This window comes from Mycoplasma tullyi (assembly GCF_014068355.1).
In the GTDB taxonomy this organism is placed as follows: domain Bacteria; phylum Bacillota_I; class Bacilli_A; order Mycoplasmatales; family Mycoplasmoidaceae; genus Mycoplasmoides; species Mycoplasmoides tullyi.
The window spans coordinates 139,040-153,638 of sequence record NZ_CP059674.1 but is presented as its reverse complement, the minus strand read 5'-3'; the positions used below and the strand labels follow the sequence as shown (position 1 = coordinate 153,638).

Below are 14,599 nucleotides of genomic sequence, written 5' to 3'. Positions count from 1 at the left end.
AACTATTCGTTCATAATTAATTTCATTTTTTCTTCTTGTTCTTTAGAACGTAATGCATCGATCATTTCATCAATGTCTCCCATCATGAATCGATCCAAACTGTTTAATGACATATTGATTCTGTGATCAGTTACACGATTTTGTGGGTAGTTATACGTTCTGATCTTTTCTGCGCGATCACCAGAACCAACCTGGTTCTTTCTTAGTGAAGATAAAGCATCATTCTTTTCTTTTTCAGCTGCTTCTCATAATTTTGAACGAAGCATTTTCATTGCGGTTTCACGGTTAGAAATTTGTGATTTACCTTCTTGACAAGCTGCGACAATTCCAGTTGGAATATGAGTAATTCTTACTGCACTTTCAGTTCTATTAACGTGTTGACCACCAGCTCCAGAAGCTCGATAAGTATCAATTCTTAAATCAGATGGATTAATTTCAATCTCAACATCATCTTGTTGAGGTAACACCGCGATCGTAATTGTAGACGTATGAACTCGGCCTTTTGCTTCAGTGGCGGGCACTCTTTGAACACGGTGAACACCTGATTCAAACTTCATCTTTGAATAAACATCTTCACCATTAATTTCAAATGAAATAAAGCTATAACCTACAGAAGTTGGCAACATTTCAATAACGTTGATCTTTCAACCATGTTTAGAACAATATTCCTTATAAAGATCAAACATATTTCCAACGAAGATCGAAGATTCATCACCACCAGCAGCTGGACGCATTTCTACGATCACTTCCTTATCATCATTAGGATCTGCTGGTAATAATAAAACTTTTAGTTTTTCTTCTAAATCGGGAATCTGTTCTTTAGCTGCATCTAAATCAAGAATCGCTAACTCATGAAATTCCTTCATCGCATTATCATTAATGATCTTTTCAGCTTCTAGACCACTTACAACCAATTTGTCATAAGTTTCAAAAACTTCTAGCAATTGTTTCTTTTGTTTTAATTCTTTATTAATTGCATGAATCCGCTTAAAGTCATTAGTTAAACCTTCTAGTTCTTTATTTAACTTTTCTGCAGTAGCTTTAATTGCTACTAATGTTTCATACATCTGTTTGTTGTATTCCATAATATAGTTCGTTGATAAAATAAAAACAAACAACCCAAATATTAAATTTGGTATTGTTTGTTATTTAAATAATTAAGGTCTTATAAATCTTTAAGAGATTTAGCTTTGTCGTTAGATTTCTTAGTAGTTGTAGCTTTAGCAGGTTTTTCTTCAGCTTTTTTATTAATGTGAGCTTTACCTTGGTTGAACTTGCTAGATAGTTTTTCAGCACGTCCTTTTACTACTTGTTGAGTAGTTTCACCAATATAAAAGCTGTGACATTTACTACAAACGTCCATGTGTACTTCTTTAGCTTTAATTACTGATAATAACATGAACTTGTTATTACAAGAAGAGCATAAGAAACTAACCTTATTCAATTCTGGATGGATATCTTTTTTCATTATTTTTTTCTTGAACCTTAATTATAATTAGCTTTTTAAAAATAGTCCCTAATATTATATATTAAAATTAGCGATTATAAACAAAACCTTTGTACCGTGTTACAGACAAGATTGTGTCCTTAATTCCTTGAACACCAACACCTGAATCTTTTACTCCCATGAATGGAAAGAAGTCAGGACCTCTTGAAGATGAACGGTTTCAATTAACTGTTCCAACTTCTAGTTGGTTGGCTAATTCATCAAATTTAGCTTGATCGTTGGTGAAGATACTTGCTTGTAAACCATACTCAGATTGGTTATGTAATTTTACCATTTCAGCTTCATCTTTAACGCGAATGATCGGTAAAATTGGACCAAAAGGTTCTTCTCAAGCAACTCGCATATCAGGCGTAACGTTGTCTAATAAGATTGCTGGAATTCAGTTCTTTTCAAAATCACCACCAACTAATACAGTTGCTTTTTTAGCAACAGCATCATCATATAATTCTTTAATATAATTAGCTGAATACTGATCAATAACCGGAACTAATGAAGGGTTGTTTAGAGGATTACCTAAATGAAGTTCTTCAACTTCTTTTTTTAATAATTGAACAAATTCGTCAGCATCCTCATGCTTAATGAAGACTCTTTTGATTGCCGTACATCTTTGTCCAGAATAACCATAAGCGCCTTTAATGATCTCTTTGATTGTCTTTTCTTTATCATAATCACTTAAGATTAAAGCTGCATCTTTTCCACCTAATTCAAGTGAGATATTACCAACTGCAGATTGCCTAAGTAAACTTAAACCAACTGGAGTACTTCCAGTAAATGAAATTGATTTAATGTGTTTGTTGGTATTTAACTTATCGCCAATCTCACGACCTAACCCAACAACACATTGCACAACACCTGGATCAAAGCCAGCTTGTTTGAATAAATGAGCTAATCTGATTCCGATAATTGCAGCTTGAGTTGCTACCTTATAAACCACCGTATTACCCGCAATTAGTGTTGGGATCATCTTTGATAACGGTGTGTTTAGGGGGTAATTCCAAGGTGAAATATTTAAAACCACACCTAGTGGTTCACGAACAAACTTACCCACCTTACCTTTAACGTGGTGAACACTTTCATCCATTACTAATGGATGATTTATCATATCTTCATAAACACTAATCGTGTCGTGAATATATTGGATTGAACGAGTCACTTCAGCAAGTGACTCTTTATATGCTTTAGCAATATTATCAGTTAATAAGTTAGCAAATTCTTCTTTGTCTGCATCTAGTAATTCCGCGAACTTTAAGATCTTAGCTTTACGGTATTCATAGCCTGCTTTAGATCAAGATTTAAAAGCAGCATTCGCCTTTTCATAAGCATCATCAATTTCTTCAGCAGTCATCCCATAAAATGAACCACTTAGTTCAAGATCGATTGGAGATTTGATCTCAATTAGTTTACTACTACCAACTTCTTGGTTATTAATTAACCCTTTTAAGTTGTGATATTTATCCTTAAAATTATAAGAAGATGCATTACAGACCTTTTTCTTTATACAATTGCTATCACTCATACTATTAAATAAAAATTCTTTACGTATTTTAAATATATAAATAAAAAAAATAAAGTGCAAGGGATGCACTTTATTTTGGTAAGTTAATCAACTACTTGTTCTTTTTAATTAATTTGAACAGTAGATCACCAACATTTACCTTGTCTCCAGGTTTAACAACAACCTTAAGATCGTAGTTAGCTAGTGTTTCTGTTAAAGCTAGAATTGGTGAACTTGTTGAAAGTTCTTTCATCTTAATCATCTCTAGGTTAGCTTGAACAACTGGAGATTTTTTAAGTGAAACATTATCACCAGATTTAGCAAACATCTTGAAACCAACTAAGTTGTTTGTATCTGAGTTGTCAGAGTTTAATGATACGGTATCAATTCCGATGTGGATTAAGATCTTAGCACCATTAGCATCAAAGAAGTAGGCGTGACCAGTGTTGTAAGCAAGTTCTAATTTACCTTCAACAGGAGCGTAGAACATTCCATCTTCTGGATCGATGCTTACCCCATCACCCATGATCTTACCAGCAAATGAAGGATCTGGAAGATCAGCAAGATCTCTTACAGTACCTTTAACAGGACTGAATACTTCAATTACATCAGATAGTTTGTGATCAACTTCAGGAGTTGCTTTTGGCATTGATGGATCGATTTCTTTAGTAGCTGGATCAGCAGCAGGTTTGTCAGTGCCTTTAGCTGGAGCATCACCTACAGGTTTTTCAGCTTCTTTAGCAGGTGCACCACCAGCTGCTTTTTCAATCGCAGAAGCATCATAATCATCCTTAACCATCTTTTGCATGTATGATTTGATGATATCAGCATCACCACCATATACAGCGTGAACTAGAGTGTCACTAACAGCATAAGTACCTAATGAACCAAGTGCACCAATTTCTCCAAAGCTTACTTTTTCTTTAGTTTTAACTGATACTCTTAATTTTGTCGCACAAGCATTAACAGCAGTAATGTTATCTCTTCCACCAAATGCTTTCATTAATTTGTATGAAGTGATTTCGATTGGTTTGAAGTTACTTGATCCATCTTTTGCACTACCAGCATCTTTGTTAGCAACTTTTGCTTGGTAATCAGCTTTGGTGTAAAGTTTCATACCAGCACCACGTCCAGGAGTCTCAATGTTACGTTTAGTAATCACGAAGTAGAATGTGAAGTAGTACAGCGGGATATAGAACAGACCAATTACTAATGGAAGTCAGCTATTAGTCTTAGCACCTAGTGCATCAGGAACAAATCCGTAGATAGTTAAGTCAATAATACCACCAGAGAATGTTTGACCGATGTTACCACCTAATAAGCTTGTTAATCAGAATGAAACCGCACAGAAGAATGCGTGGAATCCTCAGAACAGATAAGGTGCTAAGAATAAGAAGGTAAATTCGATTGGTTCTGTAATACCAGTTAAGAATGAAGTGAATGCAGCTGAAATGATGATTGAAGCAGCGTATTTTCTTTGGTCTTTAGGAGCAGCCATAATCATTGCAGCACCAGCAGCTGGTAAACCAAAAATCATGAATGCATATTTACCTTGTTCATATTGACCAGGGTTTACACCAGGGAACGCATAGTTTAATACGTCAGTTGGTTGTAAATCAATACCACCAGTTGTAGAACTATTAACCATTGCTAACAGGTTTGCACCTGAAATAGTAGCACCGTTTCTAGTAATAGATTGGATTAATGCAGGGTGGTTTAGAGTTGAGTCAGCAAATGATTTGAATGTGAATGTGTAAGGGAGTTCTGCACCACTTAGATAAACAGATTTGTTAACAAATAGTGAGTTAATCGTGAATCATAATCTTTGGTCACCGCTTAAACTCTCAGTACTAATTGTTTGACCAGGGTTAAGTGCTTTAACAACTTGACCTCAGAACATTCAGTTTTGAGCTTGGAAACCAGCTGGTTTCATCGCATCTTTACTTGCAGCAATACCAATGATTGAACGAACTACTTTTTGACCATTTTCATCAACAACGATTAATGGAGCAATAGCACCTTGACCAGCTTGATCAGTAACAATGTTAGCAATCGTACCACCAGCACTAGTGAATCATAAAGGAGTATAGAAAGCGTGGTGTAGACCAAATGGAACTAGTGCTCTTTCAACATAACCAAAGATGAATGAGTTGAAGTTACTATTTCTTGCTAAAAATCCTAGGTTTTCACCTAATGCATTTAAACCAAGACCAACACCAGGTCAAATCATCAATGTTACAAGAGCTAACGGTAACATTGTTAGTAATGTAATGATTGGAACAAAACGGTTACCGTTGAAGAATCCAATAACTTTAGGTAATTGGATTGTGTGGAACTTGTTGAATAATACAGCTGAGATAGCACCAACAATTACCCCACCAAATACTGATGTACTTAACGATTGAATACCAACGTTAGTAGCTAACACTGTCTTTGGAAGTGCGGGGTAATATAGAATTCTAAATGTTTCTGTATTAGGAATTTGGAAGATTAATGCTGATTGTGTAGCATTAAAAACAATCCATCCAACAAGAGCAGCTAATGCAGCTATTCCTGATTGGTTAGTAAATGCTACTGCAATTGCAACAGCAAATAACACTGGAAGGTTACCGAATATCGCATCAGCACCATTTTTAAAGAAGGCAGCCATCGCATACACACCAGGTTGTGCAGTCTGACTAATGTTGTTTTGCACTGCAGCAAAGATCCCTAGCAATAACCCTGCAATCGGTAATAAAGCAATCGGAATCATGATCCCTGCAGACAGCTTACCAACAACTTCTTTAAAGTGACCAGAAAACTTCTTTCAGCGCTCTGAAGAATGTTTCTGACCTTGAACTTGATTTGTAGTTGAAGCCATTATTTATTTTCTTTCAGTTTTAAATACATAAAGATCATTCTTAGTTTTTTATTTATTAAAGATTAGCTAGACTTGCAAACCCTGCAACAGAAAATAATAAAATCATCAATCCAGAAACGAATAGTAGATACCCACCATTCTTTTGCCATCATGTTAATTTCATATTTTTATCACTTATTGTTTTACCAAAAGCACCGTCGTAGTTTGTGCGTCTAATTCTATATCTTTTATAAAACATGTAGAATGATGTACCTCAAAAAACTAAGCAAATCACTAACGCTAGAGTGCTTAATGTAATAAATACAATTCTAGTTGTTTCCATAATGATTATTAATTTTTCTTGGTATCGTATTAATTATATACTAGCGGTCTGGTTGTAACCGTTTTGCTAGTGATATCAAGCAAAATTCTGGAGCTTGATTTTCGTATAAAATTAAAGATCTTAATCTTTTTAATTTATTTATGTGATATAAGCGGGGAATTTTCTTATAATTTTACGTAAATAAAGGGAATTGATCGTATTTTGAACATGAATTTGACCAGAATTAGAACACAAAATAAATAAAAAAACGAAAAGAACTTAGTATATCTAATCTCTTTTCGTTTTTCTTTATTAGGTTAAAAGCCTAATAATAATTAAAAATGAGCCTAAGCGGCTCTTATTTACTTCTATTTATATGGAAAATTTAAGAAGGTTTAATTGTTAGTTAGAAACACAATTATGAAATAATTATGTCAAATTTAAAGTAATTATTAATGGTGCACTCGAAGGGACTTGAACCCCCACATCGTAAAGATACTAGATCCTAAGTCTAGCGCGTCTGCCAGTTCCGCCACGAGTGCAACATGGTGCTCCTTGAGGGGATCGAACCCACGACCCAGTGATTAAGAGTCACTTGCTCTACCGTCTGAGCTAAAGAAGCTTTATGGTGCCGACTATAGGAATTGAACCTACAACCTACTGATTACAAGTCAGTTGCTCTGCCGATTGAGCTAAGTCGGCGTGGTGGAGTGTGAGGGGATCGAACCCCCGACCCTATGCTTGTAAGGCATATGCTCTCCCACCTGAGCTAACACTCCATGATGCTAGGAAAATATTTCCTAACAAAATTTTGTATCTTTGAACTATTGCATTAATTCAAAGAAGCGGGATATAAACCCTATTAAGTTGTTTAAAAAGTTATTAATTAATGGTGACGCGTACGGGATTCAAACCCGTGAATGCACGCGTGAAAGGCGTGTGTGTTAAGTCACTTCACCAACGCGCCATAAATGGCGGCCACAACAGGATTTGAACCTGTGACCAACCGGTTAACAGCCGGTTGCTCTACCGCTGAGCTATGTGGCCTTATAGCTGATGCCTTTAAAATTATACCATAATATTATTGATTATTGGCTACAATTCATTGAATGTCATCATCATTTTCGCATGATGCACTAAATCGTTCAAACATTTCATTTTGTTCTGGAGTTAATTGCACGTATAAAAGTGGAATTAATTTAAGTTCAGAATGATGGATCTTAAACCCAGCAGCTTCTAGTTTCTTCTTAACTTCATAATAAGCATTAGGTACAGTAATAATCTCATAACCTTCTTCATCAGAGTTAATATCGATTAGTTCATAATCGATTAATAACTCTAATAATGCTTCGTCATGATAGTTGTTAAGATCAGTTAAGATAATCCCTTGTTCTTGGAAGTTAATCTTAACACTATTAGGTTTAGCCAATGAACCCTTTAGTTTAGAAATATAACCATTTAATGAAGAGATTACCCGGTTGGGATTATCTGATAATGTTCTTACAATAATTCCTAACCCACCAGGACCATAGATCTCATACTCAGCTTCAATCAACTGGTCATCTTCTTTATTACTACTTCCATAAATATTACGGTTGATTGAATCTTTTGATAAGTTGTAAGTTAATGCTTTATCAATAGCAGCTTTAAGTCGGTAATTAGTTTCAGGATCAGTTCCTCCGACTTTAACAGCTGCTTTGATTTCTTTAGCTAATTTTTGTCACAACTTAGCATTAGATTGTTGTTTTTTATTAATCTGGTTGGCAATCAAGTGTTTTCTAGGCATTGTTATCTTCTTCTTTTTTAATCTTGGTTATATAAGCGTTTCAGCTTTTTTTGGCTTTTCTTAACTTCTTGTAATTATAAATGATAAAAATCATCATAATTCCCACCAATCCGATTAAGATGACAAAAAAGACTACTAGAATAATCGGAATGGTGGCTTGGTTTGAGATCTCACTTTTTTCTAAACTAACGATCTTACTATAAGCCTGGATCGGATCATATGCAGTAAAATTATTATCATCAAAAAAACGCTTAGATCCGATTAGATTTACAGATTGGTTACTATTATTACCATTTTCATTAATCAACCCTTGCAGCACATTAATATATGATGAGTTAATTAAGAAGTATTGTGCTGGGGGGTTGGCAACACCTGGCTGGAAATCATTAATTAAAAATGTTAATGGAACTGGGAAGTTATTAACATTTCTAGCAATCAAATTACTTTGCTCAGTTCTAGTTGAAGTATTACTATTTAAGAAATTATAAGCTTCAATCACATTATCATCATTATAATCAATCCCACCTAAGATGATTGAAGTATCGCCATTACTAGTAGGATTTCTTTGGTATTCGTTTCACAACTCATAAAAAAAGAAATAACCAGAGATCGGTTTACTATAAATAATCTTGGCATCATCTAATCCCAAGAGTTGTTGAAACGAATCAAACCGATTCTTAAACCCATCAAAATTAGGATTAGTTAAATAAATAAAATTGTATTGTTCAATTGGATAGATCTTTCTAAAGGTTGCAAGAATCGACTTATACTCATCAAACTTCAAGTTATTAATCATATTACTTGAATTAAGATCACTAAGACCTAATTTTGATGGGGCTAGCGGTTCTAAGAAAACAAAAGTTTTCTTATTAATATCAAAATCACTACGATTCTTATAGATATAATCAGACGTATTATACTGATCAGTGATCATAAAGATATTTAAGTATTGTTTAATCAATAGATCCACTTTAGTTGGATCTAAGATTAACTTCTTAGAATTAAAGAATAATTGATAGATCTTTTGATAAAATCTAACCTTTAATCTTAGTTCATTACTAACCTGATTATTATTTGATTCATAAGAAAACCCATCATAAAATAAGAACTTATCTTGGTTATATACTAATTGATATAACGAAGTTCTTCTAAACGTATCAAGACTAATCTGATCTCTTAAATCATCATTAAACCCATTGTTATCATTACGATTACTCTCTAGTCTTCTTTTAGCATTAACAAAGATCTTTTTAAAATCATCCTGGTAATTAATTAATACTTGCCTAGGGTTAAAGTTAATTAAGCTATTACTAATTAACTGATTATAATTATTAAAAAACACCGTTTTTAAATAATTAGTATTAGCAATCACATGAAACTTATTAAGATAAGGTAAGAAGTTATATAACATCAACGATTGGTTGTTTCAAATCGTTGCTAATAACTCAGGTGAGATAAAGACATCAAATAATAAAGGTTTGTTGGCTAATTGAGAATCATTAATATATTGATTATGGAAATAGATTCTGATTAGATCTAAAAACGTTAGAACATTATCTGGAGTGTAGCTTAGATTACTATTGCTAGCAAAAGCTGCACTGTTATTAGTTTCAATTAGCCCCTGGTTTTGGGGATAATTGTTTTGGAATCAATTTGATAGGTTGCTAGCAATATTGATACTAAAATCAACATCGTTAACTAGTTGTTGTTGGTATAAAAATACCACAGGTGAGTTTTTATCATCAACGACTTCATCATTTAAGAAGTATTGGGTCAACATTAATGATGATAAAACTGATTGGTAATCATTATCTGTTAAAAAGATTTTGATCGTTTTAGCTTTGGCAGTTTCATTTAGATCATCATAGAAAAAATCAGAATCATTCGTTATATTCTCAGCATGTAGACTTTGTTTATAGTCTACAGGCTTAGTTTCTTTAATAAACCCAATATTTAGGTTAAATAAACCTAATAAAGCAATAAAAAATAACGAAATTAACCGATAAATTTTTCTTACGAACATCTAAATTTAAATATGTACTTAATAATATTATCGCTTGGAGTTTCAGACACTCTAGGAGCATGCAAATCCCCAGGTAAAAAGACAACAAAAGAGTTTTTTGATGGCACTAAGCGATTGTTTGAAACACCATCTTTAGTCGTGTCTGAAACATAAAAAGTTACATCCTTAGCTTCATTGTAAGGAATTTCAACTTTCATATCTTTAGCATCTTCAGCGTGCTGACTAAAATAGATTTCACCAGGATTGAACACAACATGAACATCACCATAGTGTTGGTGTAGTTCATATCTAGCTTCTGTTTTTTGATAAACAACTGAATCTAGAACATTTAAGTAAAGATTCATCCCATCGATCTCATGGATTCCAATTCTTAAATGACCTAGATCATAGTTGTGTTCTTCTAAAAACGCTTTGATTTTAGGGAAATACTTATTAACAGATAAGTATTTATCAAAATTCTCTAATTTGTCGTAAATCATAGTTAGCTACCTTATATATTTATTATTTATATTTTAAAAAATAAATTTAATTAGCTTTGAGTAGATCTCTTATATAGTATTCAACTGCAATCATTGATCTAACATCATTTTCACAATATGTGGCTAAATCAATGGCGATTTGTTCTCATTCTTGATCAGATAATAAACCTAAGAAACGTTTAGCGGTTAGGTTTTGTGCCATATCTCCTCTTTTAACATTTAAAGTAGCATAATCAACAGCTTTAGCTTTCTTACGTTGTTCTTGTGAGGTTAATAATAAGGTTTTTTTAATTGAGAAAAAACCGTTTAGGGATCTAATTACTAATAGCTTTTTACTTAAGTTAAAGAAATCAGCTAAATCAAATAAATTGTTTTCAATTTCTTTAACTTTTTTTACGAAATCAACATTTAGATTATCTTGATCAATAAATTGATCAGGATGATATTGCTTATATCTTTCAAGATAATAAGCCATTTCAAATAATCTACTTCTCTCAAACGACTTATTATAAACAACATAACTATAATCTTCACCTTGGTGAAGGTCGTTGATGATTTTAGCGAACCAATTTACATCTAGCTTACATGGATCAATTACATCATTAAAACATATTAATTCTTGACCATCATTATGATCAATAATATATGAATTTTGCGTTACAATTTGCATATTTGGTAACACATCATTCATTGGTGCAAATAGATGACAAATTGATTCAAAATCAAAATAAACTTTTTTAGGTTTCAGTTTATTAAAGACTGTTTTAGCTTCATCAAAGACGTAATGATCAATAGGTTTTGAACCATATACCTTATCTAAGACAGTAAAATAATTAACTGGTTTTAGAGTATCAGCATTATTTGATACATAGTTCATGAAGTTTTTTATTGTAAATGGTTCGTTGTTTTGATTTACTAAGGGAAAAGATAATTGATTATTTTCATCGAAGAATTTAGCAATTTTATAAACATTTCCACTTAATAAAAATGGTTCAAAAACTTTTTTTCCTAGAGTGTATTTAATGATTGTTCCATGAACATTATCTGCAAACTGACTAAAGTAAGCATTTGATAAAGTTATCTTTCCGATATTAGTCTCTTTGATTTGCATCATTTCATCAAAAACATTTTCAAAAGCGTTTTTAACTATCGTCATTAAATCAACAACAAAGTTATATGTTTTCTTACTATCTTCTTCTTTAACGTTAAATGTCAGGATCTCTAACAGATCTCCAAACGATGTTTTTTCCGGTTTTAATTCTGGATAATCTAGAGTTAGTTTTTCATAACCAGAACGTTTGAAACTAGCTTTGTTTTCAATTAAAGATTTACTAAAGAAATTAGGTTCTTTTAATTTTTCTGGAAGCGCGGCACTGTTTTTACTATGACAGACTGTGTTTGTAGTAGTAAATTCAACTCCGTTCTTTTTAGATAATGCGTATTTAATTAATACGACATTTCATTCAACGATCTCATAACCTAGTTCAAGTAAAACTCGATAATCATAATAAAAAGCAACGATATCTTTTCTTTTGGTTGTGGTTGAATTTTTTAAGCTATAAACAGTTGCTTTAATCTTTCCGTTCTTATGTCTTTCAAATAAACAAGATTCAATATTAGTTTGCAAGAAATATTGATCCTTTTCATTAAAATAAATTCCATCTAAGATTAATAATTTTGATTCATTATAATCGTGTTTTTTGATGATTTCGTGTAAATCGATTGCTGTAATTAAAGGTGTGTTTTGATAATCAGCTAAGTCGATTATTCTTAGTGCTTTTCGATCTTGTTTTAGATCAAAAACATCAGTGTATTTGATCTGAGATTCATTAAATACGCCATCAACAAATTTAACGTTATCTTCACCTAGATTAGCATAATCTACTTCTTGGAATAAAACCCTTCTTTTAATGTATTCTTTAGCTTTAACTTTAATCTTACTTACTTCATTAAGATAGATATTCTTAGATTCTTCTTGAGCTAATTCATCAGTAATAAAATCAATATCATCAAAATCAATTAATGAACTGTTTTCATTCTCTAATTGATCAAGTATATCTAGATAATCATCTTTAGATATACCCAATTCGTTTTGAATAATCGCTAGTAATTCGCTATTACTAAACTTTCATAAAGATTTAGGGCGACTAAAAGTGTTTAAAAAATCGGTTTTCTTGAAGATATGTTTTTTTTGCATATGTATTAACTAAACTTTTTATTTAGTTCAAAAGGAACTTTTCCATTAATTGCTTGTTTGATATCAACGACTTTTTTTGAAGGCATTAAGTATTTGGTAATAGCAATGCTACCCTTTTTTAGATAGACATAAATACCACTAGAATCGATTTGATAAATTGTTCCTACTAAAGCGTCGTCGTGTTCTTGATTATTATCTACAAGATGACAAGCTGCAATCTTAACACGTTGGTTATCATAATTTAGATAGCCACCAGGTGTTGATCACAATCCTTTTTGTCAGTTAACAAAGCTTTTTGCATCTAAATTTAAATCAATATGTTCTTGTTCTCTTCTTATGTTCAAACCTAAGGTAACATGATCATGATCTTGTTCTTTAGGTTGTAAATTTTCTTCGTAAATTCTTTTAATGGTTTTGATTAAAAATGCCGGCGATTTTGCAATAATTTCTTCGTTTAAATCATCATGATTTCATTCAGGATTTATCTTAATATCTAACTGATCATAAACTGGTCCGTGATCCATTTTTTCATCCAGTTTCATGATTGAAATCGCTGTTGATTCAAAACCATTAATGATAGCGTAATGAATTGGTGCTCCACCTCTTAATAAAGGCAATTTAGATGGGTGAACATTTAATATACCATCAGCAAATAAATCGATTACTTTTTTGGGAATAAACTGTCCATAAGCAATACATATTCCTAGATCAAATTCCATCTGATTTAATTGCTCATAGAATTCTGACAACTTTTCAGGTTGATAGATTGTTAAGTTATTATCCAAACAATACTGCTTAACCGCATTAAGTTTATTCTTCTTATTTTTTAGATTAACTCGATCAGGTGGGCAAATAATTGCCACAACATTAAAAAAATTATCGGCTAATAGCTCTTTAAGACAAGCTAGCGATAATTCTGTAGTTCCAAAGAAAACGACTTTTTTCTGATTCATCATTTATTAAATTTTCTTTTTAGCCTTAGCTTCTTTTTTAGCTAATCTAGCAGCTTTTCTACGCTCTTTAATTTCTAATCTTCTTAAGCGTTCATCTTCTGCTTTCTTCAAGCGAGCATCTTCTTTATTTTTTAATGGTTCAATTCAAGAAAATTCTTTTTGGAAATCTTGTAAACCATTAATCTGAATCTTTCTTTCAGGAGTATCACGTTTACTCTTAGCTGGTAAAGTTAACACTTCTGCTTCAATAATTGCAGGATCAAACGTTGATTGTGTTTTTGCATCTTTAGTTTGGAAATAAATGCAATAACGTTCACGAGCCATCTCTTTTCTACGATGATCTAAATATGCTTTCTTTTCTTTTTTAGATAACTTATGTTCTAATAAGTATTGCTTAGTTTCTTCTTTGAATTGCTTATGCAACTTACGATCATCGTTTGGTGATGGTCGTTTAGCAACAAAAGAATACATAATTTCGCGACCATACATCTCGTTATCTTGCAGATAACGCTTAATGGTTTTTCACACCTCATTACGACGTTCTTCTTTAGTTTTTCCGGTAAACTCACCTGGCTCTTTAGCCTTTTTTCTCTTATAGATAACATAGCTTATTAGCCCAATTGGAATAACTACTAATAAGACGATAAAAAGGAAACTAGTATTCATTAATTTTGTTGTATATAATTTATCTACTTATATATTATAATTAATAAGTTATATAATTTTAAGGTATCAAACGATATGGCTAATATAAAAGCAAACGAAAAGAGCTATCGTCAGAATCTAAAAGCAAATTTATTAACTAAAGGATTTAAAACATCTTTAAAGAACCAACTTAAGAAAACTAAAGCTTCTAAAGATAAGAAAGATGTTGAACAAGTTTATTCTTTAGCTGATAAGCTAGCTAAAAACAACAGAATCTCTAAGAACAAAGCTCGTAGACTTAAATCAAGAGCAGCTAGATGATCTAATTCAGCAACTGCTACTAGTCACTAAAC

General features: G+C 32.2%; 12 protein-coding genes and 6 tRNA genes. 1 reads left to right on the top strand and 17 read right to left on the bottom strand.

The genetic code is table 4. The features are described from left to right. Positions 1–2: 2 nt before the first annotated feature. The 17 genes from prfA to H3143_RS00575 form a co-directional block, all read right to left on the bottom strand. Positions 3–1,085 (bottom strand): peptide chain release factor 1, encoded by a 1,083-nt coding sequence (gene prfA, locus H3143_RS00650; protein WP_182078921.1) that lies wholly within the window; start codon positions 1,083–1,085, stop codon positions 3–5. A gap of 80 nt (positions 1,086–1,165) precedes the next feature. After that, complete coding sequence (gene rpmE / locus H3143_RS00645) at positions 1,166–1,468, bottom strand: 50S ribosomal protein L31 (protein ID WP_182078920.1); 303 nt, start codon at positions 1,466–1,468, stop codon at positions 1,166–1,168. Positions 1,469–1,535: 67 nt separating this feature from the next. Continuing rightward, a complete protein-coding gene (locus H3143_RS00640) occupies positions 1,536–3,023 on the bottom strand; it encodes an NADP-dependent glyceraldehyde-3-phosphate dehydrogenase (RefSeq protein WP_182078919.1) in 1,488 nt (495 codons plus the stop codon). Positions 3,024–3,114: 91 nt separating this feature from the next. Further along, on the bottom strand, positions 3,115–5,862 hold the full coding sequence (locus H3143_RS00635) for a PTS transporter subunit IIABC (protein WP_182078918.1): 2,748 nt from the start codon (positions 5,860–5,862) through the stop codon (positions 3,115–3,117). 55 nt (positions 5,863–5,917) lie between these two features. Next, positions 5,918–6,184, bottom strand: a complete 267-nt coding sequence (locus H3143_RS03555; protein WP_407663510.1) for an MPN207a family PTS transporter accessory protein — start codon at positions 6,182–6,184, stop codon at positions 5,918–5,920. Positions 6,185–6,619: 435 nt separating this feature from the next. Next, a tRNA-Leu gene (locus tag H3143_RS00630) sits at positions 6,620–6,705 on the bottom strand. Between the two features lie 4 nt (positions 6,706–6,709). After that, a tRNA-Lys gene (locus tag H3143_RS00625) sits at positions 6,710–6,785 on the bottom strand. 4 nt (positions 6,786–6,789) lie between these two features. Further along, positions 6,790–6,865 (bottom strand) — tRNA-Thr (locus H3143_RS00620). A gap of 1 nt (position 6,866) precedes the next feature. Next, positions 6,867–6,942: transfer RNA gene (locus tag H3143_RS00615), tRNA-Val, on the bottom strand. Between the two features lie 111 nt (positions 6,943–7,053). Beyond that, positions 7,054–7,130, bottom strand: a tRNA-Glu gene (locus H3143_RS00610). 5 nt (positions 7,131–7,135) lie between these two features. After that, a tRNA-Asn gene (locus H3143_RS00605) sits at positions 7,136–7,210 on the bottom strand. Between the two features lie 34 nt (positions 7,211–7,244). Further along, positions 7,245–7,949 carry a YebC/PmpR family DNA-binding transcriptional regulator gene (locus tag H3143_RS00600; protein WP_182078917.1) on the bottom strand — a complete coding sequence of 235 codons (705 nt, stop codon included), beginning with the start codon at positions 7,947–7,949 and terminating at the stop codon, positions 7,245–7,247. Continuing rightward, positions 7,942–9,972 (bottom strand): hypothetical protein, encoded by a 2,031-nt coding sequence (locus H3143_RS00595; protein WP_182078916.1) that lies wholly within the window; start codon positions 9,970–9,972, stop codon positions 7,942–7,944. The genes H3143_RS00600 and H3143_RS00595 overlap by 8 nt, the downstream gene beginning before the upstream one ends. Next, positions 9,963–10,451 (bottom strand): YhcH/YjgK/YiaL family protein, encoded by a 489-nt coding sequence (locus H3143_RS00590; RefSeq protein ID WP_182078915.1) that lies wholly within the window; start codon positions 10,449–10,451, stop codon positions 9,963–9,965. The genes H3143_RS00595 and H3143_RS00590 overlap by 10 nt, the downstream gene beginning before the upstream one ends. A 46-nt stretch (positions 10,452–10,497) precedes the next feature. After that, positions 10,498–12,648, bottom strand: coding sequence for a DUF2779 domain-containing protein (locus H3143_RS00585; RefSeq protein WP_182078914.1), 2,151 nt, complete (start codon positions 12,646–12,648; stop codon positions 10,498–10,500). A gap of 5 nt (positions 12,649–12,653) precedes the next feature. Next, positions 12,654–13,601 carry a methionyl-tRNA formyltransferase gene (gene fmt / locus H3143_RS00580; protein WP_182078913.1) on the bottom strand — a complete coding sequence of 316 codons (948 nt, stop codon included), beginning with the start codon at positions 13,599–13,601 and terminating at the stop codon, positions 12,654–12,656. Between the two features lie 6 nt (positions 13,602–13,607). Beyond that, positions 13,608–14,267 (bottom strand): DUF5385 domain-containing protein, encoded by a 660-nt coding sequence (locus H3143_RS00575; protein WP_182078912.1) that lies wholly within the window; start codon positions 14,265–14,267, stop codon positions 13,608–13,610. 75 nt (positions 14,268–14,342) lie between these two features. Between H3143_RS00575 and rpsT the strand changes: the two genes are divergently transcribed. Then, positions 14,343–14,597 carry a 30S ribosomal protein S20 gene (rpsT, locus tag H3143_RS00570; protein ID WP_182078911.1) on the top strand — a complete coding sequence of 85 codons (255 nt, stop codon included), beginning with the start codon at positions 14,343–14,345 and terminating at the stop codon, positions 14,595–14,597. The last annotated feature ends 2 nt before the right edge of the window (positions 14,598–14,599 follow it).